We start from the raw sequence: 26,479 nt of genomic DNA on the forward strand, positions 1-26,479 counted from the left end.
CGCCATCGATGACGGTGTGGGACAGGAAGCCCCTTTCAATCGCGCTTCATGAGGAATTCGGCGACCGCCTGATAGGCCGGCAGCGAAGTCGGATCGATGAACCCGTTCTGCGCCCGCGGATAGGAAGCCAATCGGACCAGCACCATGTCCGCTTCGGGATCGACGTAGATAGTCTGGCCGTGAACCCCGCGTGCGGCATAGGCGCCGTGGCTGTTGTGAAAGACCCACCACTGGCTCGTGTAGCTGCCATTCGGGATGGTAGGGAATCCGGCGAAAAGGGACTGGTCGCCGCCCGCGGCAATTGTCCGCGCCACCTCCGCCGGGAAGAGACGCTTGCCGTTGATCTCACCCTCGTTCAGCATCAGCAATCCGAGCCGTCCAAGGTCCCGAAGGCCGGCCGTGACGCCACCGCCTGCAAACGGAACGCCCTTGCCGTCCACCGTCTGGTAGGCATCCTGCTCGGCGCCCATGGGCCGCCACAGCCGCTCGGAGGCAAGGTCGGTCACCGCCTTGCCGGTCACGCGGCTGATGATCCATCCCAGCATGTCGGAATTGATCGTCTTGTAGTGGAACGCGTCGCCGTGTTCGCCCTCCGGCTCGACCTGCTGCAGGTATTCCCAGTAACCGTCCGGGCCTTTGTAATCTTCCGGCTTCGGAAGCGGGCTGGCGGCGCGCGAATAGAGCCAGATATCGGCGTTCGGGTCTGAATAATCCTCCGAGTATTTGACCCCGGTCGTCATGTCCATCACCTGGCGGATGGTCGCGTTCGCAAAGGCGCTGGTGCCGATCTCGGGAATGATGTCACGCACCAGCCGCGTATCGTCCAGCACGCCCTCGCTGACCAGGATCTGCGCCAGCAACCCGGTGATCGACTTCGTCATCGACATGATCGCATGCTTGCCGTCTTCCTCCAGGCAGCCAAAGTAACGCTCGTAGACCACCTCGCCCTTGTGGATGATCAGCATCCCGTCGGTGTAGTTGGCATAGAGCGATTCCTCGAAAGTCATCGGCTTCTCGTCATTGAGCGGCATGAAGGTCAGCGCATCGATCCGGCGCGCCATGTCGCTGAAGGCCGCCGGTGGCAGGTAATCAAGCGGAACCGGCGCACCAAGGCCACGGCTGATTTCTTCGGTTGGCAGGAACTCGCGAAGGTGACAGACCGACCACCGCAGCTTTGGAAAGCTGAAATAGTTGGAATCGGGTTGCGTGATCAGCTTGTCCGCCGGCGGCGGAAACCCTTGCATCCATCCCATGACCAGCGGATCCGACTCCTGCGCGGAAAGCGGCGCGGTTTGCGCGGCGGCAGCCGGTGGCATGGCGAAGGCAAGGCAGAGCGACACGCAGGCGGTGGCAAGCCTAGAAGTTGACGACGACATTCAGGAACCCTCCCGTCCAGGCCGGAACCCGGCCTCCAACCACATTCCGGATGCCCTTCCCCGGAAAGGCGGCGCTGACGCCCGCCGTCAGGAATGTGTTGCGATTGATGATGCGGCTGTATTCAAGAAACAGATCGTCGGACAGGTGCGGATGGGTAACTCCGGCGATGACATTCGCCGTCCCGCCTGTCGTCTGCACCCGCGTTGCCTGGCCGAACTGGATCGGACTGTTGAGCCGCATGGCCCGGATATGGGAATAGCGCAGGGTGACCGTATCCCGGGGCGTCGGCTGCATGCGCAACGCCAGTCCATGCGCCTGGACATTGGAATTGATGAAGACCATCGACGACTTTGAACCGGTCGCCCAGGCGCTGGGTGAACCTTCATAATAGAGCGGGTCGAACCGTTCCAGCGCCGCGGTATTGGGATCGTCGCCGGAGAACGCCTGGTAGGAATAGGTGAGGCTTGGCGACCATGGCAGATCCGGGAACGCGTAGCCGACCTGCACCCGGCCTGCCCATGCATCGAGGTCTATCCGAGTGTTCCACTCGTAGGCAAAATCGGCCGCGAACGTCCAGTTCCTCAGCGGACCGGAAAACGGGCTCGTCCTGGCATAGAAATTCAGTGCATTGGTCCCTTCGCGCGCGCCCGGCAGGACGGTCGGCGCCCCGGTGCCGCCGGATGCAGCCTGTATGTAGGGTGAAAGGGAGTTCAGGACGTTGAGATAGGTGACCCCGAGGAAGCCGCCCTCCTCCGCATCGAAGCGCAGGTCCAGGCCGGCCAGTTCGTTCCTGCCGTCATTGGCGGGCCGCTCGTTCGGGTCGATGTAGAACGCGGTGCCGGTCAGCCCGTCGCTGAAGATCCGCCCGATCGCAGCCATTTCCCAGGCCTTGCGCGGCCCCATTTTCAACGCGCCGCGCTCAAAGCCGCTCGAACCGCCATTGGCGATCAGCATGCCCGTGCCCAGTTTCAGTTCACGCGGGCCAACCGAAACATCGAAACCGGCCTGCCCGTCCCCCCGCATCCGCAGCCCGAGATAGGCCTCCTCCAGCGTCACGCGACCGGTATTGCGGAAGTCATAGGCGTCCGTCCCAAGCGTATGGGATACCACGGCTGAGGCCTTTCCATACAGCGCCAACCCGCCATCCAGCATGCTCTCGAAGCTCAGCCCGGCCTTGAGATAGCTTTCAAGCCAATCCGCGTCGGGATCGAAGCCGGACGCCGGAGCGAACGTGTTCGACAGATCCCAGAACAAGTTTCGTTCCGACACAGCGTTCAGACCGAACTGCAGATGTCCGCGCACGGTGGTCCCGTTTTCATCGTAAAGCAGCATCGGATCCGCTACCTGCGCCTGCGCCACGGCTGCAAGGGCGGTCTGAAAGACCAATGCCAGTGCTCCATGAATGGCCAGACGCTTGCCGCGGATTGCAGATGATCCGAGCCGTCCCCCTGCCCGGAATGGAAGCGCAGCCGGTCTGCGGGTTTTCTTCACTGCCATCCCTCGCCCTTAGACTTCCAACTGTTTGACGATATTATTGAGCTTCTGAAGATGCTCAAGTTGATCGACACCCAAAATGGGCGGACCACATGAAAAAGCAACCAACCAGGCGAGCGGCACTTGATGACGAAAAGCCTGAAGCGTTCGTGAGAAAGCATTTCGGCACGGTTTGGCCAGTTCACCTTGCGGCCTTCATTCGCCTGCTGACGCAGTTGCGCGCACGCTTTGACGGCGATCTCGACCTTTTGCTCGTCCTGGCCGTCATCGGCGACCGGACAAGGCCCGAGAACTGGTCGCCAGAACTGCTCAATTATCAAAAGATGACACACCCGGGAGAGCGCGAGCATCTTCAGCAGCCGATCAACATCCAGTCAGTCGCTGACTATTCCGGCATTGCCCGCGAAACGGTGCGCCGCAAGGTCACCCTGCTTCAGGAGAAGGGCTGGATCATCCGTGATGCGGACGGGCGTCTCTCGGTGTCTCGGACCGCGGCATCCGACCTTGAGGATGCGACTGGCGATTCGATTGCATACCTGGCGGCCCTGCTCAAAGCGTTTGAGGAAGCTGGAATACGAAATAACCCCTATGACGGGATCGCCACATGAAAAACTCGATTGCAATTCCGGTTCGTTGCAGTTGTATTCCGCCAGCCCCTATTACCCTGTCCCGGTCTTCAAGTGGCAAACCGGCATTTAGAAGCCGTCAGTGTGAATGGCACAAACGGCGCTGCGCCCATGCGCCGGATCCCGCCAGGTTGGCACGTCCAAGTCCCGGGAAACCCCGCGTCTGCCATGGGGATGCGCTGGGGCGCCAACGACGTCCGATTGAAACGGTGCTGGAGGATCCGGCCTTCAGGATGGAAAAGAAAGGGAAGCCGGAATGAGCGAACTGACCTATCGGGGACGTTGTGGGCCTGCCGGAACTGATCGACATTTCGGACAGCATCGCCCTTGAACTGACGATGGGCGATCTCCGCCTGTCGGTCGAGCGAAAAGACGCCAGTTCGACGCAAGCACTGCCCGGTGCCGGCACCAGGCCCGTTCCTGCGCCCGCGGTAGCCAGTCAAACCACGCCATCGGCACCCGCAGCACAACCCGACCCCGCGAAGGACCGAGGTCTCGAAGACCGTTTGCCGGAGGTTCTGGAAGAGGCCGGACGGGCGCGCCGGGAACTGGGCTATCCGCACATGTCCACGCCGTTCTCGCAATTCGTGGACGTGCAGCCAGTCATGCACGTGATAAAGGGCGAGCGCTACGCCAACCCGCCTCCAGCAAATGCTTCGCCGTCCCGACGATCATCTCCTGGCGCGTGGCGACAGGATACATGATCGCGCCACGCGACAGGCCGGACCTTTCCTGAAAGGCCGCAAAGGTAGTGTCGGCATAGCCCTTCTGGTCCAGGCAATCGAGCACGGCGGAAAACAGGGTCTCGCGTGTCTCCCGAACCCTGTCCTCCTGGCTGCGCCTTGCCGGGCGCGGTGCGTTTCTTTCCGTCGCCCTCTCCTCGGGAGAATCCACCGGACATGCGGTCGGTTTTCAGATCGATGCGGATTCACTTCATCTGACTGATATTTCGTCATTTTTCATCCGCACCGGCACATTCAAAGAACGCGCTTGTATTATTTCCGACCATACGTATCGTTCACAAAGCCAGAGAGGAGAGCAATGGCCACGGACGAACACACGGCCAACCGCGCGGCCATGGAGCAGGCTGTCGCCGCTCTTCGTGCGCTGGAGGCGCGGGCGGCGGCGAAGTCGGAGCAACGGCGCGACCGGTTCCGTGAGCGTGGCCAACTGACCCCGCGCGAGCGCCTTGCCCGCCTGCTCGATCCGGGCATGCCGTTTCTCAGGCTGCACAGCCTGGCAGGCTATCTGGCCGACACCGGCGACGCGGACGCGTCCATCCCCGGCAGCACCTTCATCGGCGGCATCGGCTTCGTGTCGGGCGTGCGTTGCATGGTCGTCGTCGATGACAGCGGCATCAATGCCGGCGCATTGAGCCCGATGGCGCTGCAGGCCGCACTTTCCATGCAGGACATTGCCCTTCGCCAGAAACTTCCCTTTCTTCATCTGGTGGAAAGCGCCGGCGCGAACCTGATGAATTACAAGGTGGAGGATTGGGCCCATGGCGGCGCGGTGTTCCGGAACCTGGCGCGGCTCTCGGCCGCCGGCCTGCCCACGATCGCCGTCCTGCACGGCCCCTCGACAGCCGGCGGTGCCTACATGCCCGGCATGTCGGACTACGTGATCGCCGTGAAGAAAAACGGCATGGCAGCACTGGCCGGTGCCGCCCTTGTCTATGCCGCCACCGGTGAAAGGGCGCGCGATGCCGACCTCGGCGGCGCGGGGATGCACGCCACCGTTTCCGGTCTCGTCGAATATCTGGCCGAGAATGACGCCCATGCCATCGCCATGGCGCGGAAGTTGATGGCCCGGCTCGACTGGAACCGCGACATGGAGACCCGGCAACGCCGGTTCGCCGCTCCGCTCCTCGAACCCGCTACCCTTGCCGATATCGTGCCCGCGGACCCGCGCGAGCCCTATGACGCCCACGAACTCGTCAGCCGGCTGGTGGACGGATCGCAAGTGGAGGCGTTCAAGCCCGGCTTTGGCCCGGCGACCCTGTGCCTGCAGGCCGCCATTCACGGGCATCCCGCGGGCATCCTTGCCAACAACGGACCGATCGACCCTGACGGCGCTGCCAAGGCGACCCATTTCATCCAGGCCTGCGACCAGGCCGGTATGGCACTCGTTTTCCTGAACAACACCACCGGCTACATGGTCGGCACGGACTATGAGCGGGCCGGCATGATCAAGCACGGCTCCAAGATGATCCAGGCGGTGGCCAATGCCAGCGTGCCGAAGATCACGCTCTATGCCGGTGCCAGCTTCGGGGCTGGCAATTACGGCATGTGCGGCATTGCCTTCGAGCCAGATTTCCTGTTTGCCTGGCCCACGTCCCGCTCGGGCGTCATGGGCGGCGAACAGGCCGCACGGACAATGAGCGTGGTGGCGCGTGCCGGGGCGGCCCGCCGCGGCGTGGAGCCGGACGAGGCGCAGCTCGAACGTCAGGAAGCGGCCATCCGCGCATTGTTCGATCGCCAGTCCTCGCCCTTCTATACGTCCGGGCGCATTCTCGACCATGGCGTGATCGATCCGCGCGACAGCCGCAAGGTCATCGCCTTCTGCCTCGACACCTGCATGGAGGCACGCGCAAGGCGGCTGCGCCCGAACAGTTTCGGGGTGGCGCGGATATGAGCACCTTTCCCCGGACACCGACCCTCGACCTGGAACAGGACGGCGGCTGGCTGACGGTCTGGTTCAACGAACCGGAGCGGCGCAACCCGCTCTCGCCCGCCCGCGCGGCCGATCTGGCGGCGCTGGCACAGGCCTTGCAGCCCCGCCGCGATATCCGGGGCGTGACGCTGCGCGGACGCGGCGCCATGTTCTGCGCCGGCGCCGACCTCGCTGCGCTGAACAGCTTGCGGCAGGCCGGGCGCGACGACATCGAGGCACTCAGCCGCGAGGGCGCACGCATGTATCAGGCCATGGCGGGCCTGCCGCAATTCGTTGTCGCGGTCATCGAGGGCGCGGCCATGGGCGGCGGTCTCGGCCTCGCCTGCACCGCCGACATGGTGATGGCGACGCCCGGCGCCCGGCTTGCGCTTTCGGAAGTGCGTGTCGGGCTTGTCGCCGCGCAGATTGCACCCTTCGTCATTCGCCGCGCCGGCGCGGCGGCGGCACGGCGGCTGATGCTGACCGGCGAGCAGATGCCGGTCGAGACCGCCATGGCCGTCGGCCTTGTCGACCGCATCGTGCCGGAGGACGGCTTCGCGGAGGAAATCGCAAGATTGCGCGCCACCGTGCGCAAGGCCGCGCCCGGTTCCGTGGCCGCGACCAAGCGTCTGCTCGCCGCCCTCGCGGATCTGGACCAGGCCGGGGCCGTGCAGGCCGCGGCGCGCATTTTCGCCGACGCCGCCTGTTCCGGTGACGGTCGCGAGGGGCTGGCCAGTTTCGCGGCGAAACGCCCGCCGGACTGGACGGAAAAGCCATGTTGACCCCTTTCGATTCCCTGCTTGTGGCCAACCGCGGCGAGATCGCCTGCCGGGTGATCCGCACGGCCCGCGCCCTCGGCCTGCGCACCATTTCGGTGTTTTCGGATGCCGACGCCGATGCCCCGCATGTGGCCCTTGCCGACGACGCCGTGCGCATCGGCCCGGCGCCGGCTGGCGACAGCTATCTGAAGGCGCAAGCGATCTTCGATGCCGCGCGGCTGTCCGGCGCCGCGGCCATTCATCCCGGCTACGGTTTCCTGTCGGAGAATGCGGCCTTCGCACGCGCCGTGGCGGCGCAAGGGCTGGTCTTCGTCGGGCCGCCCGCTGATGCCGTCGCCATCATGGGCGACAAGGCAGGCGCCAGGCACGCCATGATCGCCGCCGGCGTGCCGTGCATCCGCGGTTACCAGGGCGCGGAACAGTCGGACGGCCGGCTGGCGGAAGAGGCCGCGGCAATCGGCTTTCCGGTCATGGTCAAGGCATCGGCCGGCGGAGGCGGGCGCGGCATGCGCCTTGTCGATCACGCAGCCGGCTTGCCCGATGCCCTTGCACAGGCACGCGCCGAGGCGCTTTCCGCTTTCGGGTCGGACAGGCTTATCCTTGAAAAGGCGGTTGAGCGGCCGCGTCACGTCGAGATCCAGGTCTTTGCCGATGCCCACGGAAACTGCATTCACCTGGGCGAACGGGACTGCTCGGTCCAGCGCCGTCACCAGAAGGTGGTGGAAGAGGCCCCCTGCCCGGTCATGACGCCCGACCTGCGCGCGCGGATGGGCGCGGCTGCCGTGGCTGCCGCCTCTGCCGTTGGCTATCGCGGCGCCGGCACGGTCGAATTCCTGCTCGACGGCGAGGGGCGGTTCCATTTCCTGGAGATGAACACAAGGCTTCAGGTCGAACATCCCGTCACCGAGATGGTGACCGGGTTCGATCTGGTTGCATGGCAAATCCGTATTGCCATGGGCGAGCCCCTGCCGGTCACGCAGGACGAGGTCCACCTGAACGGACATGCCATCGAGGTGCGCCTTTACGCCGAGGACGCGGCGAGGGACTTTCTGCCGGTTACCGGCAAGGTCGCCCTGTGGTCGCCGGCCGAAGGCCCCGGCATCCGCATCGATGCAGGCATCGCGCCCGGGCAGGAGATAAGCCCCTTCTACGATCCCATGCTGGCCAAGCTCATTGCCTGGGGCGAGACCCGCGACATCGCCCGCAGGCGCCTTTCCGCAGCCCTTCAGCGCACAGCCGTGCTCGGCCTGACCACGAACGCCGCCTTCCTCGATGCCATTCTGCACGCGCCGGCCTTCGCCGCCGGCCAGGCCACGACGGCCTTTGTCGCGCAAACCTGGCCGGACGGCTTTTCCATGCCCGCCCCGGACAGCCGCGAGCTGGCCGCCGGCGCCGCTCTCATTCTTCAGCAGGCGATGCAGGATGCCCTGGCGGCCTCGCCCATGACCGATGACAGCCTTTGCGGCTTCGCCTCCGATGGCGGCCTGCCCGTGCCGCTGGATCTCGCCGAAGGCGGACGCGTTCACGAACTCCATGCACTGGCGTCGGGAGCCACGGGCTGGACGGTGTCCGGCCCGGATTGGCGCCACGAGGTCCGGCTCGATGCGCCGGGCAGCGGCTGGCGCGCCCTGACCGTCGATGGTCGCGGCCTGTCCATTGCGGCAGTACCCGACGGAAGCGGCGGCATGCATTTGCAAATGGGAACGCAGGCCCTGTCGCTCGTCCGCCATCGGCCCTGGGAAACATCCGCCGGAGAAGCCGGATCGGGGCGCATCGTGGCGCCCATGCCGGGCCTGGTCGTGTCGCTCGCCGTCGCCGCCGGAGACCGCGTGGAGGCAGGCCAGATCGTCGCCGTGCTGGAAGCCATGAAGATGCAGCACCAGTTGCGCGCCGCCATTGCCGGCGAAATAGGCGCACTGCCGGTCGGCGCCGGCGATCAGGTGGCGGCGGGCACGCTGATTGCAACGATAACGGAGGATGCCGGATGAGCCTTTCGCAAGCAGCCGATTTCCTGGCCGAGAGCGAGGCGCTCGATACCGCGCTCGATGGTCTGGAACCGGAAGAATACGCCAGGCCCACCCAGTTCAAGGGCTGGACCATCAATGACGTACTTGTTCATCTGCATTTCTGGAACCGCGCCGCGGATCTCTCCGCCACCGATCCCGATGCCTTCGCGTCGCTGGCGGCCAGGGTGACGAATGCACTTCAGTCCGGTGGCGGATTGCGCCCCGTCGAGAATGCGGACATCGCCTTGCGTGGCCTGGCACTCCGGGAGGCATGGATCGGGCATGCGCGTGCCATGGCCGCGCGCTGGGCGCAGATGGACCCGAAAACCCGGCTTGCCTGGGTCGGCCCCTCCATGTCGGCGCGCTCATCCATCACCGCCCGCCAGATGGAAACCTGGGCGCACGGTTTCGAGGTCTTCGACGCGCTCGGCAGGCAACGCATCGAAACCGACCGCATCCGCAACATCGTCGTGCTCGGCATCAACACCTTTGGCTGGTCGCATCAGGTTCATGGCCTGCCCGTGCCGGACACGATGCCCGGTCTCGAACTGACCGCCCCCTCGGGCGATGTCTGGTCGTTTGGCGATGTCTCCGCCGGACGCATAGCGGGACCGGCCGTCGATTTCGCCGCCGTCGTGACGCAGACCCGCGCTCTGGCCGACACCGCCCTCAAGGTCGACGGGCCAGTGGCCGAAACCTGGATGCGCCACGCCCAGTGCTTTGCCGGCCCGCCGGAAACGCCGCCGGCGCCCGGCAGCCGCCACAGGCAGTGAGGGACAAATGGACAAGGCCATCATCACCTGCGCGCTGAACGGCGTGCTTACCGATCCGCGCCATCATCCCGTGCCGGTGACGCCGGAGCAATGCGCCGCCTCCGCGCGGGAAGCCCATGATGCCGGTGCCTCGATCATCCACATCCACTTCCGCCGGCAGGAGCAAGGCAAGGGACACCTGCCGTCATGGGATATCGAAACGGCGCGCACGATCGTCGAGGCCATACGCGCAGCCTGTCCCGGCATCCTGATCAACACCACCACCGGCACCGTGGACGCCGACTATTCCGCGCCGCTGGCCATCGTGCGTGCGCTCGCGCCGGAAATCGCCGCCTGCAATGCCGGTTCGCTGAACTACCTGAAGCTCAAGGCCAATGGCGACTGGGCATGGCCGCCGATCCTGTTCGAGAACATGCCGGCCAAGGTGAAGGACCATATCGACGCGATGGCCGAAACCGGCACCATCCCCGAATTCGAGTGCTTCGATACCGGCATCGTCCGTTCTGTTGCCATGTATGTGGCCAATGGCATGGCGGCCAGGGCGCAATACAATCTCGTGATGGGCGTCGCCTCCGGCATGCCGGTGGATGCCACCCTCCTTGAATGGCTCCAGGCCTACCTTCTTCCGGGAAGCTTCTGGCAGGCCACGCTGATCGGGCGCGCGGAAATCTGGCCGGTCCACCGCCGTGCAGCCGAACTCGGCGGCATGCTGCGCACCGGCGTTGAGGACACGTTCTACCTGCCCGACGGCAGCAAGACCGGCTCCAACGGGCAATTGATCGAAGCGCTCGCCGCCTGTGCCCGCGATGCAGGGCGCGATGTGGCAAGCCCGGCGGAGACCCGGCAGATGCTGGGCCTTGCCTGACAAGAGGGGCAGATCACGCGCAAGGCAAGGATGATCGCCGGGCTGGTTTCCGGCGAAATGCCTTGTTTTCAGGACTGCGCGGCCAGGGCCGTGATTTCGGCGTGGAGTTTCGCCGGTACGAGGATGCCGTCGCGTGCTGCGGTCTCCCGCCGCGCCGCCCGGTTCGCCCCCGGCAGGCGCACACCCTCCTGGGCCGTCATCGCCGCGAGCAGGATTTCCAGCCGCCCGGCAAAATCCCCGCCGCCCGGATCGAAGGCGATCAGCGTCTGCCCGACACCCGGCGGCGTCCCTTCTGCATCGAAGAAGGAGGACGCTTCGAAGGAATGGTTTGCCCCCGTCAGGGTGCCGGCCAGGATTTCCACGATGAGCGCCAGCATGGCGCCCTTGGCGTCGCCCGCGGGCAGCATGGTCCCCTTGAGGGCCGCGTCGGGATCGGTTGTCGCCATGCCCTCGCTGTCGAGCGCCCAGCCTTCCGGAATGGGCTTGCCAAGCTTGGACGCCGCCATCACCTTGCCGCGCGCCACTTTTGACAGGGACAGGTCGATGACCAGCGGCGGCCCCTCCCGGCGCGGCGCGGCGAAGGCAATCGGATTGGTGCCGAAAAGCGCTGTCGCCCCGCCCCATGGCGCCATGGCCGGCGGACTGTTGGCCACCATCAGCGCCAGGAAGCCGCGATCGGCGAGACGTTCGACATGGGCGCCCAGTTGTCCGCAATGATGCGAGCGCCGGATCAGGGCAGCCGCGACGCCGGTGCCGGGCGCAAGATCGGCCAGCGCGTCGATGGCCGCATCGATGGCCGGAAAGGCAAAGCCGTTTCCGGCATCGACACGGAGCAGCGCTGCCGCGCCCGTTTCGACGCGCGGGATTGCGCGACCGTCCACCTTTCCCGATTTCGCCTGGGCGGCATAGGCGGCAACACGGGAAAAGCCGTGGCCGGCCTGTCCGTCCACTTCCGCGGCAACAAGCGCCCTCGCCACACTGGCCGCGTTTGTCACCGCCGTGCCGTTTTGCTGCAGCACCCTCTCGATCAGGGCCTCGGCCTCGGCAACGCCCAGCCGGATTTCCGTGTCGCTCATCCCTGTCTGCTCCTCTGCTGCATCCATCCGTTAACCCGGCAGAAGTCCGCTTTCCAGTGCGGTGAGCGCCATGGTGAGCAGAAGCAGCGTCTCTGCCACCACCACGGCGGAATGCCGCCACCCCAGATCCAGCATGGCCTTCATGTTGGTCTTGACGCCGAGCGCGGCAATGGCGGTGACGAGCAGCCAGGAGGACAGCGACACCGCCCCGCCGGCAAGTCCTTGGGGAATCACATGGAAACTGTTGGCCGCCGCGACGGCCACAAAGCCGATGACGAAGGCCGGCAGGCGGATCTTGCCGCCGGCCCCCTCGCGCGACGAGAGCGCGAGGGCGATGATCAGCAGCACGACCGGCAGCATGGCGACGCGCAACAGCTTGACGATGGTCGCCATGTCGCCGGCTTCGGTCGAGATGGAATAACCCGCGCCGACGACCTGCGCCACGTCGTGCACGGTGGCCCCGATCAGGAAGCCGCTCTGGATGTCGGTAAAGCCGATGAGGGAGAAAAGGACCGGATAGACGATCATGGCAACCGTCGAGAGCGTGGTCACGGCCACCACGGTGAACAGCAGGTTGCGTTCGGTCTTGTCATTGTGGGGAATGACCGAGGCAATGGCCAGCGCCGCGGAAGCGCCGCAGATCGCCACCGATCCGCCTGTCAGCAGGGCGAAACGCCAGCCGCGGCTGAACAGCCGGGCACAGACGAAGCCGCTGGCTATGGTCAGCGCGATCAGGGAGACCACGGTGACAAGACCCGACACCCCGATGGAGGCGATGTCGCCAAAGGTGATCCGGGCGCCCAGCAGAACGATGCCGGCGCGCAACAATGTGCGCGACGCGAACTCGATCCCCGGTTTGCAGCGCCCGTCCTGCGACAGGAAATTGAAGGCCATGCCGATCAGCAGGGCGAACAGCATGACCGGTGCGCCATAGTGTTCCGACAGGAACTTCGCCGCGCCGGCGACGGTCAAGGCGAGTAGAACGCCGGGAAAGAGGTCCGAAACGCGCGCGCGCGCGGCCGACAGGGAAAAACTGGTCATGAATGTTCCACGCGGGTGAGCCGCCCGGCAGGAGGCCGGGCGGACAGTCGTGCCTGCCCGGTCAGGCGCTGCGATAGAGCTTGGTCATGGAGAATTCCCGGTGACCCAGCGCTTCTGCGGCGGTGTTGCGGCCATTGGCCGTGCGGCGGATCATGTCGATCAGTTCGTCGCCCGCCTCGTCGATGGTCATCTCGCGGCGCAGGATGCCCGACACGTCGACATCGACATGCTCGCTCATCGTGCGCACCGTGCGCGGATTGGCCGTGATCTTGATGACCGGCACGATGGGGTTGCCGATCACGTTGCCCTGCCCGGTGGGGAAGGTGTGGATCACGTAGCCGCCAGCAGCCATCAGGGTGACGCATTCGGCGGCCGCGGACGAGGAATCCATGAAATACAGCCCCTTGCCCGATTGCGGCGCTTCGGCTGGTCCCAGGATATCGATATACTTTGACGTGCGGCCGATCTTCTCCAGATTGCCGAGCGCCTTTTCCTCGATGGTGGTCAGGCCGCCCTCGATATTGCCCTTGGTCGGCTGGCTGTCGGACAGATCGTCGGTCTGGTGGGCGAAGATGACCTCGTCCTGATAGGCCTTCCACATCTTGTACCAGCGCTCGCCCACCTCTTCATTGATCGCGCGGGCCTTGCAGATGTGTTCGGCACCGGTGATCTCCGAGGTCTCGCCAAAGCAGCCGTAGATGCCTTCCGGCAGCAGCTTGTCGTACATGTTGCCGACCGTCGGGCAGGAACCCAGGCCCGTGGTGGTGTCGCTCTCGCCGCACTTGGTCGATACCCAGAGCTCGGAAATGGAGCATTCCTCGCGCTGAAGTTCGGAGGCGAAATGGACGAACTCCTTGGCCTTGCGCGAGGCATCCATGATCGTCTTGAGGTCGCCGTTCTGCTCGATGGAGAAGCCGGCCACCGGCTTGCCCGTCGCGGCAATGCCGTCGACGACGCGCTGCGTCCAGCCCGGTTCGATGCCGATCACCACACAGGCCGCCACATTCGGGTTGGCGCCCGTTCCGATGATCGTGCGGAAATGCAATTCCAGATCCTCGCCGAACTGGAGGCGGCCATAGGCATGGGGAATGGCCATCGTGCCCTTGATGTTGTTGGCCACCGCCTCGCAGGCGGCATTGGAAATGTCGTCCAGCGGCAGGATGACCACGTGGTTGCGCACGCCGACCCGGCCGTTCTCGCGGCGATAGCCCTGGATTGTGATATTGGAATATTTCGAAGCCATGATCGCGATCCTTACCAGCGCTTGGTCTTGCAATTGTGGGTGTGGACGTGGCCGCCCTGCTCGATGTCGGCGATGATCTTGCCGATGTCCTCGCCATACTTGATCGCCGTGTCGCCAGCCTTGAGGTCCTTCAGCGCGATCTTGTGGCCGATCGGCACATCGGCCTTGGCGGTCAGGCGGAAGGTCGAATTGTCATGGGTGATGCAGCAGAGCATGTCGGTGCCGGCCTTGAGGCCTTCGACGACGACCACACCGACATTGTCGGCCTGTTCGTGGACGAGAAGATGGGGAATTTCAGCCATCCTGGTTTCCTTTCAGAGTTGGGGTTTGAGAATGATCTTCGGCGCGGTCACCGCGCCGCGGTGCAGCTCCGCGAAGGCCTCCGGACCCGCATCGAGGGGATGCGGCACAGCCCAGTCCAGCGCCCCGAGGCGGCCGTCGAAAATGGCCTGCGCGGTCTCGCGAAAGTCTGCCATCGTGTAGGTGTAGGTGCCGATGAAGGTGATTTCCTGAAGCGTCATCCGGCGGATGTCGAGGCCGCCAGCCGCCTCGCCAAGCCCGATATGGACGATGACGCCGCCCGGCACGGCGCGGCGCGACGCCACCTCGCGGGTGGCCGCGAAACCGGCGGCATCGATGACGAGATCGAAGTGCCGCCCGTCGCCGATCTGGGCCGGGTCGCGCGCATCCAGCCCGACGCGCTCGCACAGGAAGGCACGCCGTGCAGCATTCGGTTCGATCAGGATCATCTCCTTGCCACCCATCGCCCGGAAGGACAGTGCCGCCCCGACACCGATGGCGCCTCCGCCGAGAATGAGCATGCGGACATCCGCAAGCGGAGGATGAAGCGCTCGCCCCGCCAGCTTCACCGCATGCCAGCCGCAGGCGACGGGTTCGGCCAGCGCCGCCTTTTCGAAGGATACATCGTCGGGCACGGTCACCAGGTTCCGCTCCGGCATGGCGACATATTGCGCGAAGGCGCCTTCGCGCGGCGGCATGGAGATGATCTGCCGCGCGGCGCACAGGTTTTCCCGGCCCGACAGGCAGGCCGGGCATGCCATGCAGGTGACCAGCGGATTGATGGTCACGCGGCGGCCATCCTGCGGACCCGAGACGACGGTTCCGGCGGCCTCGTGTCCGAGGATGAGCGGCGCGGGGCGGCGCTCGTCGTGGCCGAGATAGGCATGCATGTCGGAGCCGCAGATACCGACGCTGTCCACCCGCACGAGCAGTTCGCCTTCCGCCGGCTGCGGTTCCGGCACGTCGCGGATGGCAAGTTCGTTGGGGCCGAGATAGACGAGCGCTTTCATTTGGCGGTAAATCCTCCGTCCACCATGAGGGTCTGACCCGTGACATAGGCCCCGGCATCGGAGCACAGGAAAAGCACCGGGCCGTCGATATCCTCCGGCTCGCCATTGCGGCCGACGCAGGTCTGCGCGGCATTGCGCGCCGCGCGCGCCGGATCGGCAAACACGGGCGCCGTCAGCTCGGTCCGGAAAAAGCCGGGGCCGATGGCGTTGGCCGTGATGCCGCAGCCGGACCAGGCCTCGGCCATGGCGCGCGTCATCTGCACGACGGCGCCCTTGCTCGCGCCATAGGCGATGCCGCCGGGAAAGGCGCGGTAGCTTTGCAGCGAGGCGAAATTGACGATGCGGCCCCAGCGCTTCTCCTTCATGGCAGGCGCAAAGGCCTGCGCAAGGAAGAACGGCGCCGTCAGGTTGATGCCAAGCGTCATCTCCCAGCCTTCCGGCGTGACATCGTCGGCGGCCTGGCGCGTGTTGATTCCGGCCGCGTTGACGAGGATATCCGGCGCGCCGAACCGCCTGGCGACCTCACCCGCGATCCGCGCCGCGCTCTCGGCACCCGCAAGATCCCCCGCAACATAGGCCGCGCCGTCGCCGGCCCCGGACAACCAGTCTGCGAGCACGGCTTCGCGCCGCGCCACGCCGACAACCCGTGCGCCGGCCGCCAGCAGCACATCTGCCGCCCGGCGCCCGAGGCCCGAACTGGCCCCGGTAACGCAGGCCACCCGGCCCGTCAGGTCAAACAATCGAGCGGGATGCGCGGCAGCCATGGCTCACTCCCCGGGCGTCAGGTCGAAGGTTTCGTCGGGGAAGTACTTGCGCAACCGGATGTCCGCCGTGCGCGCGTGGGCCTCCATGCCTTCCAGCCGCGAGATGCGCGCCGTGGCCTCGGCCACCGGGCGCGCGCCTTCGCGCGTCGCCCGCTGCCAGGTGACGATCTTCATGTATTTGTGGACCGACAGGCCGCCGGTATAGTTGGCCGCTTTCGATGTCGGCAGCACATGGTTGGGACCCGAGGCCTTGTCCCCGAAGGCCACGGTGGTCTCCTCGCCAAGGAAGAGCGAGCCGTAGCATTGCAGGCGGCCAAGCCACCAGTCGAGGTCCGCGGCCTGAACGGTCAGGTGTTCCGGCGCGTAATCGTCGGCCGTCGCCGCCATTTCCTCGCGGTCGCCGCACACGATGACCTCGGCATAGTCGCGCCAGGCGGCTTGCGCATTCTTGCTGTTGACCTCCGGCAGGTCGGCGATCATCTGCGGCACGATCTCCATCACCTTGCGCGCCAGCGCCTCGTCGTCGGTTACCAGCCAGACCGGCGAATTGTAGCCATGCTCCGCCTGGCCCACGAGATCGGCGGCCACCACCTCCGGATCGGCCGTGCCGTCGGCCAGGATGAGGCTGTCGGTCGGGCCGGCGAACATGTCGATGCCGACGCGGCCGAACAGGATGCGCTTGGCCTCGGCAACGAACTGGTTGCCGGGACCGACAAGGATATCGGCCTTCGGCAGGCCGAACAGGCCGAACGCCATGGCGGCCACGCCCTGCACGCCGCCCATGGCGAGGATCGTGTCGGCGCCGCACAGGTCGGCGGCATAGATGATGGCCGGGGCAATGCCGACATCAGGACGCGGCGGCGAGCAGGCGACGATCGAGCCGCAACCGGCCACCTTGGCCGTGGTGACGGTCATGATGGCGGATGCGATGTGGCTGTAGCGCCCGCCGGGAATGTAGCAGCCGGCGCCACGCACCGGGATGCTCTTCTGACCGGCGATCAGGCCCGGCACGACCTCGATCTCGAACTCCTTCAGCGTTTCCTTCTGCGCCTCGGCGAACCGCCGGACATTGTCATGGGCGAACTGGATGTCGCGCTTGAGCTTTTCGGGCACCTTGGCGATTGCGGCATCGATATCGGCACGCGTAAGCTTCACCGGACCGTCATAGCGGTCGAGCTTGGCGGCATATTCCATGGCTGCCGCGTCACCGCGCGCCTCGATGTCATCGAGCATGGACTGGACGGTTTCGCGCACGTCGCTGGCGCCGCTGGCGGGCGTCAGGTCGGCTTTCTTGAGATATTTGCGGGACATGAGGGCAACTCCTACTTGTAGGCATCCGGCAGCATGGCCGTCGACAGCGTCGGCACATAGGCGATCACGAGAACGACGATCAGCATGAAAAGGACGAAGGGGATGGCCCGCCCGGCGATCTTGAGGATCGATTCGCCGGTAAGGCCGGAAACGACGAAGAGATTGAGGCCGAGCGGCGGCGTGATGAACCCGACCCCCAGCGCGGTGATCATCATCACGCAGAACTGGATTTCGTTCATCCCGATATTGTCGGCGAGCGGCTTCAGGATCGGCGCCAGGATGACGATGTTGGGCGTCGTTTCCATGACGCAGCCGGCGGCAATGAGGATCATGATCATCAGCAGGATCAGCACCGTCGGATCATCGGTCAGCGAGGTGATCGAATAGACGAAGCCCTGCGGCACGCCGAGGATGGCAAGCGCCTGGGCCAGCGGCAGCGAGAAGGCGATGATCGGCAGGATGACGCCGTTGACCTTGGCGGAACTGACCAGCATGGACGGGAAGTCCGACAGCTTCAGTGTTCCCAGGATGAAGCCCAGGAACATGGTCACGATCACGGCGGTGGCACCGGCCTCCGTGGGCGTGAGACGCCCGGAGAAGATGCCGTAGAAAATGATCCCCGGCACGATGAAGGCATACCAGCCGGACTTGAGCGCGCCGCCCAGCTGCCCCAGCCATTCGCCCATCGTCATCGGTTCGCCACCCTCCCAGGCGTAGAGCCTGTTCATGACGATGTTGGTGACGAGAATCGACACGAGGATGGCGATGCCCGGGATCAGCGCCGCCATGAACAGCGTGGAGGCCGAGATGCCCAGCACCAGACCGATGATGATGTAGGCGATGGAGGGCGGAATGAGGATGCCCGTGCACGCGCCGGCGGCAACCAGCGCGCAGGCATAGGGGCGCGGATAGCCCGATTCCACCAGCCGGTCGATGGTCATCCGGCCGACCGCGGCGGCACCGGCGGCATCGGAGCCGGAAATGGCGGAGAACATGCCGCAGACCAGCACCGTGGCGGACCCGAACCCGCCCTTCGTCCAGCAGGTCAGCGCCTCCGCAACGTCGAGGAACTTGCGCGAAAGGCCGGTTCGCACCAGCACGTCGCCGGTCAGGATGAACAGCGGCACGGCGGTCAGGGCAAAGGCGTCGATACCGTCGAACAGGCTTTCGCCGACGAGACTGAGCGGCAGGGCGTTGGAGAAGACCAGCATGGCGATGGCCGCCGCGCCGATCGCCGCCCAGACCGGCACCGCCAGCATGACAAGGCCGACGAAGATGAGAACGGGACCATAGAAATCCCAGCCGAGTTCGACGGCCTGGTTCTGCAACTGGTTCCAGAGCATGATGGACCTCCCCTCAATCGAACAGCTTGTCGCCTTCGTACACGGGGCGTCCGTGACGAAGGTCGCGCAGGTCGCGCGCCAGCGACTGCAGGAGACGGAAAGTCACCAGCGTGAAGCCCAGCGGAACGGCAGCCAGGAACCAGACCATGGAGACGCGCAAGCCATGGCTGACGGAGCCGAAGCGGGCCGAGACCATGACTGTTTCGAACGACCAGTAGAGCGCAACCAGCGCGACGGCGAGCATGACGAGATCGCCGAACATGTAGAGCGCGGCCTTTGTCCGCTGGCCGACATAGTGCATCAGGACGTCGATGCGGATGTGCCCGCGCTCCTTCACCGCAGCCGCCGCGCCGATCCAGGCGAGGTAGATGAAGGAATAGCGCACGATCTCCTCGCCCCAGATGGACGAATAGGCGAAGACCTCCCGGCGGATCACCTCGATGAACATGGTCACGACCAGCATCGTGTAGAAAACCAGGAGCGCCCAACGCTCGGCATTCCGGTTCAGCGCGTCAATGAATCCAGGCACGGCCTGTCCCTCCCTGTCCGGGCCGCGCCTTGCACGGCCCGCAACAACCGGTTGGTGCGTGTTTCAGATGAAGTGCGGGCCGGCAAAGGCCGGCCCGCGCAGCGACGCGCCTTACGCGTCGTGGACGTAATAGCGGCCCATGGTGCCGGCCGCCTCTTCCAGCTTTGCAAAGGTATCCATCGAGCCTGCCAGATCGACCTTGAACTGGTCCCATTCGGAACGCTGGTAGCCGCCGGCGTCCTTCCACTCGGCAAGCTGGTCGTCATTGAGCGAATGGAACTCGACGCCGGCCTTGGCCAGCTCCGACATGGCATAGGCCCGTGCAGCCGGCACCTTGGCAAGGTTCTGCTGGGCGGTGATCTCGCCGGCAAACTCGATGCCTTCCTTCACATCTGCCGGCAGTCCGTTGAACCACTCCAGGTTGATCGAATAGACCTGGCTGTCCGGCACCGCCTGCGAGAAGGTGACGTGGCTGAGGATGTCCTTGAAGCCGAAGACGTAAAGCGCCCCGACGGAAGGATCGAGGGCATCGGCGACGCCCTGCTTGATGGCGGATGGCGTTTCGCCCCAGGCCACCGGCGTCGGGTTGGCGCCGACCATGCGGTAATATTGCTGGAGCATCTGGGATCCGGGCACGCGGAACTTCACGCCCGACAGGTCGGACGGCGTGATGACCGCATTGCCGCCCTTGCGCACGGCGACGACACGCGGATCGATCACCACGTAGAACAGCGCCTTGAAGCCGGCGGCCTCGACCTTCGGATGAACCTCGGTCTTCCAGGCATCGGAATTGACGAGATTGACGAAACGCTGGTTCGCGCCGCACAGGTAGGGCAGGTTGATCAGGTCGACGGCACTGGCGAAGGGCGCGAAGTTCGAAAGCGAATGCTGCGCCCCCTGGATGGTCCCCGCCTGCACCTTCTGCACCAGCGCGCCACCGGCGCCCAGCTGCCCGCCTGGCGCCAGCTTGACATAGACCTTGCCGTTGGTGGCGTTCTGGATGTTCTCCTTGAGGTCGAGCTGCATGATGGGATAGCTGCGCGACGCGCCCAGCACATAGGCCGTGGCGATGGTCATCGTATGCGCTGCGGCAGCCTCCCTCTCCCGCTCTTCCTTCGCTGTCTGCGCGGCAGCCTCTTCCGACCACAACGTACCGGCAGCGCCGGCCACCATGGCCGCGGTAAAGGCCCCCATGCCGCTCAGCTTGAGGAAATTGCGGCGCTCGGCCGATTTCAGCGTGTCTCGCGAATTGTCGCTCATCAGGTTTCTCCTCCCTGTTTGGAAACGTCCCTGCCCGCCTCGCGCGCCCGGCGCTCGAAGCCAAGGATGGCAATCACGAACAGGATGCAGAAGCCGAAGAGCACCAGCATCTCGCCAATATCACCGAGGAATGCGCCGATACGCGCGGCCCCGAGCGTGACGTTGAGGAGGAAGATACCGAACAGGCCGGCGGCGCCAGCCATGGCGTAACGGTCGTACCGGCGCATGATTTCCTCCCAAACCATTCGTGACCGGGCCTTTGTAAGCGCTTACATTTCCGAATGCAAGCGTTTACATTCAGATTTCCGTCGAATAGGATCGTTTTCCTGAATGAGCGGCCCCGGTGAGATGAAAGACAGCCCGAGACCCACCTTGAGCGATGTTGCGCGCGCCGCCGGCGTTTCGACGGCAACGGTCTCACGCTGCCTAAACGAACCGGCCCTTGTGGTTCAGGCCACCCGCGAACGTGTCCTTCGCGCCGTCGAGGAACTCGGCTACACGCCGGATTTCAGTGGTCGGGCGCTTGCCTCGCGGCGGACCAACACGGTTGGCGCGGTGATCCCGACCATGGAGAACGCCATCTTCGCCCGGGGCATCCAGGCTTTCCAGGAGGCGCTGAGCAATTCTGGCGTCACCCTTCTCGTGGCCAGCTCGGGCTATGATCCCGAACAGGAAGCAAGGCAGGTCCAGGCGCTGATAGGCCGCGGCGCCGACGGACTTCTGCTGATCGGCGCGGCCCGCCCGGCATCGACCTACGACCTGCTGAAGCGGCGCGGGATGCCATATGTGCTGGCCTGGAACCTGGGTTCCGGCGACGATCCCTTCGTCGGCTTCGACAATGCCGAGGCCGCCGCGCGGATGACCCGCGAGGTTCTCGCGATGGGCCATCGCGACATCGCGATGATCGCCGGTGTGACCGCCATGAACGATCGTGCCGCCGACCGCCTCCGGGGCGTCCGGAAAGCGCTTGGCGAGGCGGGCCTCGACGCGGATGCAATGCCGGTGGTCGAGGCCCCCTATTCCTTCGAGGACGGCAGCCGCGCCTTCGAGGCGCTCATGCAGCGCCATCCACGGCCTTCCGCCGTCATCTGCGGCAATGACGTGCTCGCCGTCGGCGCGATCAAGCGCGCGAAGTCCATGGGGCTTGCGATTCCGGACGACGTGTCGATCACCGGATTCGACGACATCGACATCGCCAGTTTCGTCACGCCCGCCCTGACAACCGTCCATGTGCCGCACCGGCGCATGGGTTCGGCGGCCGCGCAACTGCTGTTGCAGCTGATCGCCGGCGAGAGGGCGCGGCGGCGCGTGGAAATCGGTGTGGAACTGCGCATGCGCGGCTCCCTGGGCCCCGTCCCGGAGACCGCGGCAGGATAAGGAAAAGACCATGTACAAGAAGATCATCGTCGGACTTTCGCTGGAGCATGGCATCGCCGACCGGGCCTTGCGAACCGCCAGGGCACTCGGTGGCGACGGCGCCGAAATCCTGGCGGTACATGTCGCCGAACCGCTCCAGGGGTCGGTCCGTTTTCACATCAGGGAAGAAGACATGCAGAAAGCCCGCGCGCAGATGGAGGCGGACCTGCAGGAACGGCTCGCCGATCATCCCGATGTCACGCCGGTCGTGATCGACGGCCATGCGGGCCAATCCCTGTCTGAATATGCCGGGACGGTGGGCGCCGACTGCATCGTGGTTGCCTCGCACAAGCCGGGCCTGCGCGATTTCCTGCTCGGCTCGACGGCCGCGCGCATCGTTCGCCACGCCCCCTGCTCGGTGCACGTGCTGCGCTGACACCCCGTTCGGACGGTGCCCCCGTTCGGCGAACGAGGGCGGCGGCCAAGTGGCGCGCCGCGCCGGGCGCTTTTCATTTTCATTTCGCTTGCTAAAATGAAAACGAAAATCCATCCGGACCGTTTTCGCTGCCATGACACAGGCCCTCAATCCGCGCCAGATCGCCATCCTCAACCAGATCCGCCAGGCCGGACGGGTGTTCGTGGACGATCTTTCCGAAGCCTTCGCCACCACCCCGCAGACCATCCGTCGCGACCTCCAGATCCTGGCCGAGAGCGGCGAGGTCATGCGTTTCCATGGCGGCGCCTCGCTGCCCGCGGGCGTGGAATATACCGGCTTCGACATCCGGCGCACCGTGGCGGCGGCACAGAAGGAAGCCATTGGCGCGGCGGTCGCGGCACGAATTCCCGACCGCACGATGGTGATGATCAACAGCGGCACCACGACCGCGGCCGTCGCCGCCGCGATGAAGCATCATGCCGGGATCAAGGTGCTGATCGACAATGTGAATATCGCCAATGACCTGAGGGGTTTTCCGGGCCTTGAAGTCCTTGTGCCGGGCGGTGTCCTGCGCCGCTCCGACGGAACGGTCCTGGGCGAGTCCTCGGTCGATTTCATTCGCCAGTTCCGCGCCGACATCGCGGTGATCGGCGCCGCCGCGATTGATGAGAACGGCGCGATGCTCGATTTCGATCTGGCGGAAGTCCACGTCACGCGGGCCATGATCCAGAGCGCCAAGCATGTCATCCTGGCGGCGGACAGTTCCAAGTTCGGCCGCTCCGCCCCCGTCTGCATCGACCAGCTCGGCAAGGTGCACACCCTTGTCACCGACCGCTTCGCCGCGCCAGCGCTGCGCGCGCTCTGCCAGGCACACGAGGTGGAACTGGTCGAGGCCGGTCCGGACTGACGATTCCTGATCCGCTCCCTTGACAGCGATTTTCGTTTGCGAGAGCATAACGAAAATAACGCGCACTAAAACGCGCAAGCCATGCTCGGGGAGGAACATGGTCAACGCTTTGGTCATCGCATTGAAGGTGCTGGTCGCGTTCAACGACCGGGTCCTGCGCGTCGGCAGGACGGTGGCCTGGATCAGCCTCGCGCTGATGGTCGCGGTCATTCTCGCGCAGATCTTTTTCCGCTACGTCCTCAACAACGCGCTGCCATGGCCGGACGAGGCGGCCCGTTTCCTGATGCTCTGGATGACAGGGCTGGTCGCGCCGCTGGCCTATCGCCATGGCGGCTTCGTGGCCATCGAAATGGTACCTTACGCGCTCAAGGGCGCGGCCTCCCACCTGCTGGTGACCGCAATCCTGCTGGTCTCGCTCTGCGTCATCGTGGTCGCGTTCCGTTTTGGCTGGGACCACACGATGGGTTTCGGTGGCAACTTCGATTCCTCCTCGCTCAAGCTGCCCCTGGACATGATCGGGCTCGAAGCCGTGCGCGTAAAGCTCCGCTACATGTACGGATCGCTTCTTGTCTGCATGGCGCTGATGATCCCGGTGAACCTGGAAATGCTGTTGCGCCACGTGATCGGCATCATGCAGCCGGACAGGGCGCTGCCGGAGCCCGAATCCCTCCACTTCGCGGTCTCGGGGTCCGAATGATGCTGGTCTGGTTCCTTCCCCTTTTCCTTGTCCTGCTGATGATCGGCCTTCCGGTCTTCTTCGCGCTGATGTTCGCGCCGGGCCTGCTGCTCTGGCTCAACGGCCAGGAGCGCGACCTGGCCCTGCTCTACCGCAACCTCTACAACGGCATGGACAGCTTCCCGCTGATGGCCCTGCCGTTCTTCATGCTGGCCGGCGAGGTGATGAACAGGGGCGGCATCACCGGCCGCCTGGTGGATTTCTCGCAGGCGCTGATGGGCCATCTGCGCGGCGGCCTGGCCCATGTGAACATCCTGTCTTCCATCCTTTTCGCCGGACTGTCCGGCTCCGCGGTTGCCGACACCTCGGCGCTCGGCTCGACGCTGATCCCGGCCATGGAGCGCAATGGCTATTCCCGGAAATTCGCGGCTGCCGTCACCGCCGCCAGTTCCGTCATCGGCCCCATCATCCCGCCCTCGGGCATCATGATCATCTATGCCTATGTGATGGGCGAGAGCGTGGCCGCCCTGTTCCTGGCCGGCATCGTTCCCGGCCTGCTGGTCGGCGTGGGACTGATGGTCGTGGTGCGGCTGATGGCCGACCGCTACGATCTGCCCAAGGCCGAACGCATCGTGAAGCGCAACCAGGAGATCTCCACGATGGAGGACTGGGTATCCTTCATCCTGCTGCGCATCAACATCGCCGGCCTCATCCACGGTCTCTTCCTGCTGCTGGCCCCGGTTCACGGCGTCGGGTCCGCGGGCGCGGTGGCCGGCTGGGTCCTGTTCGCCGTCTTCCTGCTTGTCGCCCATGGCATCCTGCTGTGGGCGCGCCGCCGCGCCTCGCGTGATTTCCGCATTGTCTGCAAGAAGGCGGTGGCGCCGTTGCAGGCGCCGGTCATCATTCTCGGCGGCATTCTTGTCGGCGTCTTCACGCCGACGGAGGCTTCCGCGGCCGCCGTGGCCTATGCGCTGGCCGTCTCCTTCTTCGTGCTGCGCTCGATGAAGCTCTCGGACCTGCCCGGCATCCTGACCAAGTCGGCGCTCGGCGCCTCGACGGTTCTGCTGCTGGTGGGCGCCGCCGTCGCCTTCAAGACCGTGGTCAGCCTCAGCCACGCCCCGGAACATCTTGCATCCGCCATTCTCGACATGAGCAAGGATCCGCTGATCCTGCTGTTCCTGATCAACATCCTTCTGTTCATCGTCGGCATGTTCCTGGATGCCGGACCGGCGATCATCATCCTGGGTCCCATCCTGGCGCCCATTTTCGTGGAGATCGGCGTTCACCCGGTGCATTTCGCAATCATCATGTCGGTGAACCTGACCGTCGGGCTGGCCACGCCGCCCATGGGACTGGTGCTGTTCGTCGCCTCTTCGGTCTCCGGGGAAAAGGTGGAGACCATCTCCCGCGCCATCCTGCCATTCCTTGCCGTGGAAGTGCTGGTGATCTTCCTGATCACCTATTTCCCGGCCATTTCCATGACCGTGCCGACGATGGCCGGCTTCATCAAGTAGTTCCAGAGGAAACCGCAAAGGAGGAGACAATGCTCAGGACTGCCATGAAATCGCTGCTGGCCGCAGCCATGCTGGCGGGTGCCCCGCTGGCTGCCGCGGCCGCCGACTACACCATTCGCGCAACCGCCAATTCGAACGAGAATGACGAGGACTATGACGGCCTCGTGGTCTTCAAGAACTATGTGGAATCGGCGTCAAATGGCAAGATCGCGGTCGAATTGTTCATCGGCACGCAGCTCTGCTCCAAGGGTGCCGAATGCCTGCAGGGCGTCGCCGACGGGTCCATCGACGTCTACATTTCCACATCGGGCGGCGCGGCCGGCATCTTCCCCTATGTGCAGGTTCTCGACCTTCCCTACCTCATGGCCGATGACCGGTTTGCCGAGGATGTCCTGTCAGGCGATTTCACGCGCAAGGTGCGCGAGATGGCGCTTTCCGATTCCGGCGGCAAGATCCGCCTGATGACCATCGGCAACACCGGTGGCTGGCGCAATTTCGCCAATACCAAGCGCCGGGTCGCGAAGCCGGAGGATCTGGCCGGCCTGAAGATCCGCACCGTTGTCGCCGACCTGCCGCAGGAACTGGTCAAGGCGCTCGGCGCCTCGCCCACGCCGATCCCGTGGCCGGAACTGTTCACTTCGTTGCAGACCGGTGTGGTCGAAGGTTCCAAGAACGGAATTACCGACATCATGGGCATGAAATTTCCCGATGCCGGCCTGAAATACCTCACCCTCGACGGGCACGCCTACATGGGCGCGCTCTGGTGGATGTCGAACGACAAGTTCATGGCCATGCCGGAAGACCTGCGCCGCGTGGTCGTGGACGGGTTTGCCGAATTGCAGCAGGCGACATTCGCCTCGCCCAAGCGCAAGTCGATCAAGGCCTATGAGGACTTCGTGGCCGCCGGCGGCGATCTCTACGTGCCGACCCCCGAGGAGAAGGCCGCGTTCAAGAAGGCGGCGGAACCGGTCTACGAATGGTTCAAGTCGAACGTGAAGGGCGGCGAAGAGGTGTTCAACGCGCTGAACGAGGCGGTCGCCTCGGCCGAAGCGGAGATCAACGCCGCCCGCGACGCCGACATCCGGTAACCCGGCAGCCGGGCGCGGCCGCTGGCCCCGCCCGGCACGCCAGTTTCACGATG

Annotated in this window: 26 protein-coding genes; 13 read left to right on the forward strand and 13 right to left on the reverse strand. The window is 65.1% G+C overall.

The window, feature by feature from the left end; genetic code table 11:
* Positions 1 to 35 precede the first annotated feature (35 nt).
* Both R3D65_RS13875 and R3D65_RS13880 read right to left on the reverse strand, forming a co-directional pair.
* The gene (locus R3D65_RS13875; RefSeq protein WP_371275834.1) at positions 36 to 1,376 is read right to left on the reverse strand and encodes a serine hydrolase domain-containing protein; all 1,341 of its coding nucleotides are present in this window, start codon (positions 1,374 to 1,376) and stop codon (positions 36 to 38) included.
* A complete protein-coding gene (locus R3D65_RS13880; RefSeq protein WP_371275835.1) occupies positions 1,357 to 2,763 on the reverse strand; it encodes an alginate export family protein in 1,407 nt (468 codons plus the stop codon). Before R3D65_RS13880 ends, R3D65_RS13875 begins: the two co-directional genes overlap by 20 nt.
* Positions 2,764 to 2,963: 200 nt before the next feature.
* Between R3D65_RS13880 and R3D65_RS13885 the strand changes: the two genes are divergently transcribed.
* From R3D65_RS13885 to R3D65_RS13915, 7 genes are all read left to right on the forward strand, one after another.
* A complete protein-coding gene (locus tag R3D65_RS13885) occupies positions 2,964 to 3,479 on the forward strand; it encodes a hypothetical protein (RefSeq protein ID WP_371275836.1) in 516 nt (171 codons plus the stop codon).
* Between the two features lie 302 nt (positions 3,480 to 3,781).
* A complete protein-coding gene (locus tag R3D65_RS13890) occupies positions 3,782 to 4,201 on the forward strand; it encodes a hypothetical protein (RefSeq protein ID WP_371275837.1) in 420 nt (139 codons plus the stop codon).
* Between the two features lie 337 nt (positions 4,202 to 4,538).
* Complete coding sequence (locus tag R3D65_RS13895; protein ID WP_371275838.1) at positions 4,539 to 6,131, forward strand: acyl-CoA carboxylase subunit beta; 1,593 nt, start codon at positions 4,539 to 4,541, stop codon at positions 6,129 to 6,131.
* The gene (locus R3D65_RS13900; RefSeq protein ID WP_371275839.1) at positions 6,128 to 6,931 is read left to right on the forward strand and encodes an enoyl-CoA hydratase-related protein; all 804 of its coding nucleotides are present in this window, start codon (positions 6,128 to 6,130) and stop codon (positions 6,929 to 6,931) included. The genes R3D65_RS13895 and R3D65_RS13900 overlap by 4 nt, the downstream gene beginning before the upstream one ends.
* Positions 6,925 to 8,916 (forward strand): biotin carboxylase N-terminal domain-containing protein, encoded by a 1,992-nt coding sequence (locus R3D65_RS13905; protein ID WP_371275840.1) that lies wholly within the window; start codon positions 6,925 to 6,927, stop codon positions 8,914 to 8,916. Before R3D65_RS13900 ends, R3D65_RS13905 begins: the two co-directional genes overlap by 7 nt.
* The gene (locus R3D65_RS13910) at positions 8,913 to 9,707 is read left to right on the forward strand and encodes a TIGR03084 family metal-binding protein (RefSeq protein ID WP_371275841.1); all 795 of its coding nucleotides are present in this window, start codon (positions 8,913 to 8,915) and stop codon (positions 9,705 to 9,707) included. The genes R3D65_RS13905 and R3D65_RS13910 overlap by 4 nt, the downstream gene beginning before the upstream one ends.
* Positions 9,708 to 9,714: 7 nt before the next feature.
* A complete protein-coding gene (locus tag R3D65_RS13915) occupies positions 9,715 to 10,572 on the forward strand; it encodes a 3-keto-5-aminohexanoate cleavage protein (RefSeq protein WP_371275842.1) in 858 nt (285 codons plus the stop codon).
* A 68-nt stretch (positions 10,573 to 10,640) separates the two neighbouring features.
* Here R3D65_RS13915 and R3D65_RS13920 read toward each other — a convergent pair whose 3' ends face one another.
* From R3D65_RS13920 to R3D65_RS13970, 11 genes are all read right to left on the reverse strand, one after another.
* Positions 10,641 to 11,648 (reverse strand): Ldh family oxidoreductase, encoded by a 1,008-nt coding sequence (locus tag R3D65_RS13920; protein WP_371275843.1) that lies wholly within the window; start codon positions 11,646 to 11,648, stop codon positions 10,641 to 10,643.
* A 30-nt stretch (positions 11,649 to 11,678) separates the two neighbouring features.
* Positions 11,679 to 12,689 (reverse strand): YeiH family protein, encoded by a 1,011-nt coding sequence (locus R3D65_RS13925; RefSeq protein WP_371275844.1) that lies wholly within the window; start codon positions 12,687 to 12,689, stop codon positions 11,679 to 11,681.
* A 61-nt stretch (positions 12,690 to 12,750) separates the two neighbouring features.
* Positions 12,751 to 13,932, reverse strand: coding sequence for a UxaA family hydrolase (locus tag R3D65_RS13930; RefSeq protein ID WP_371275845.1), 1,182 nt, complete (start codon positions 13,930 to 13,932; stop codon positions 12,751 to 12,753).
* Between the two features lie 11 nt (positions 13,933 to 13,943).
* A complete protein-coding gene (locus tag R3D65_RS13935; RefSeq protein ID WP_371275847.1) occupies positions 13,944 to 14,234 on the reverse strand; it encodes a UxaA family hydrolase in 291 nt (96 codons plus the stop codon).
* A 12-nt stretch (positions 14,235 to 14,246) separates the two neighbouring features.
* A complete protein-coding gene (locus tag R3D65_RS13940) occupies positions 14,247 to 15,242 on the reverse strand; it encodes a zinc-binding dehydrogenase (RefSeq protein ID WP_371275848.1) in 996 nt (331 codons plus the stop codon).
* Positions 15,239 to 16,006, reverse strand: coding sequence for an SDR family NAD(P)-dependent oxidoreductase (locus R3D65_RS13945; protein WP_371275849.1), 768 nt, complete (start codon positions 16,004 to 16,006; stop codon positions 15,239 to 15,241). The genes R3D65_RS13940 and R3D65_RS13945 overlap by 4 nt, the downstream gene beginning before the upstream one ends.
* Positions 16,007 to 16,009: 3 nt before the next feature.
* Entirely contained in the window at positions 16,010 to 17,317 is a 1,308-nt protein-coding gene (gene hisD, locus R3D65_RS13950) for a histidinol dehydrogenase (RefSeq protein WP_371275850.1), read from the reverse strand.
* An 11-nt stretch (positions 17,318 to 17,328) separates the two neighbouring features.
* Positions 17,329 to 18,660 carry a TRAP transporter large permease gene (locus tag R3D65_RS13955; protein ID WP_371275851.1) on the reverse strand — a complete coding sequence of 444 codons (1,332 nt, stop codon included), beginning with the start codon at positions 18,658 to 18,660 and terminating at the stop codon, positions 17,329 to 17,331.
* A 13-nt stretch (positions 18,661 to 18,673) separates the two neighbouring features.
* On the reverse strand, positions 18,674 to 19,189 hold the full coding sequence (locus R3D65_RS13960) for a TRAP transporter small permease (protein ID WP_371275852.1): 516 nt from the start codon (positions 19,187 to 19,189) through the stop codon (positions 18,674 to 18,676).
* 111 nt (positions 19,190 to 19,300) lie between these two features.
* Entirely contained in the window at positions 19,301 to 20,449 is a 1,149-nt protein-coding gene (locus R3D65_RS13965) for a TRAP transporter substrate-binding protein (protein ID WP_371275853.1), read from the reverse strand.
* A complete protein-coding gene (locus tag R3D65_RS13970) occupies positions 20,449 to 20,676 on the reverse strand; it encodes a hypothetical protein (protein ID WP_371275854.1) in 228 nt (75 codons plus the stop codon). Before R3D65_RS13970 ends, R3D65_RS13965 begins: the two co-directional genes overlap by 1 nt.
* A gap of 145 nt (positions 20,677 to 20,821) precedes the next feature.
* On the opposite strand from R3D65_RS13970, the gene R3D65_RS13975 reads away from it, so the two are divergent.
* The 6 genes from R3D65_RS13975 (at position 20,822) to dctP (ending at position 26,426) form a co-directional block, all read left to right on the forward strand.
* A complete protein-coding gene (locus R3D65_RS13975) occupies positions 20,822 to 21,826 on the forward strand; it encodes a LacI family DNA-binding transcriptional regulator (RefSeq protein WP_371275855.1) in 1,005 nt (334 codons plus the stop codon).
* A gap of 10 nt (positions 21,827 to 21,836) precedes the next feature.
* A complete protein-coding gene (locus R3D65_RS13980; protein WP_371275856.1) occupies positions 21,837 to 22,241 on the forward strand; it encodes a universal stress protein in 405 nt (134 codons plus the stop codon).
* Between the two features lie 133 nt (positions 22,242 to 22,374).
* On the forward strand, positions 22,375 to 23,148 hold the full coding sequence (locus R3D65_RS13985) for a DeoR/GlpR family DNA-binding transcription regulator (RefSeq protein WP_371275857.1): 774 nt from the start codon (positions 22,375 to 22,377) through the stop codon (positions 23,146 to 23,148).
* A gap of 97 nt (positions 23,149 to 23,245) precedes the next feature.
* On the forward strand, positions 23,246 to 23,845 hold the full coding sequence (locus R3D65_RS13990; RefSeq protein WP_371275858.1) for a TRAP transporter small permease: 600 nt from the start codon (positions 23,246 to 23,248) through the stop codon (positions 23,843 to 23,845).
* On the forward strand, positions 23,845 to 25,338 hold the full coding sequence (locus tag R3D65_RS13995) for a TRAP transporter large permease (protein WP_371276043.1): 1,494 nt from the start codon (positions 23,845 to 23,847) through the stop codon (positions 25,336 to 25,338). Before R3D65_RS13990 ends, R3D65_RS13995 begins: the two co-directional genes overlap by 1 nt.
* 29 nt (positions 25,339 to 25,367) lie before the next feature.
* Positions 25,368 to 26,426 carry a TRAP transporter substrate-binding protein DctP gene (gene dctP / locus R3D65_RS14000; RefSeq protein ID WP_371275859.1) on the forward strand — a complete coding sequence of 353 codons (1,059 nt, stop codon included), beginning with the start codon at positions 25,368 to 25,370 and terminating at the stop codon, positions 26,424 to 26,426.
* Positions 26,427 to 26,479: the final 53 nt, after the last annotated feature.

It is taken from the genome of Zhengella sp. (assembly GCF_041397485.1).
Taxonomy (GTDB): domain Bacteria; phylum Pseudomonadota; class Alphaproteobacteria; order Rhizobiales; family Rhizobiaceae; genus Zhengella.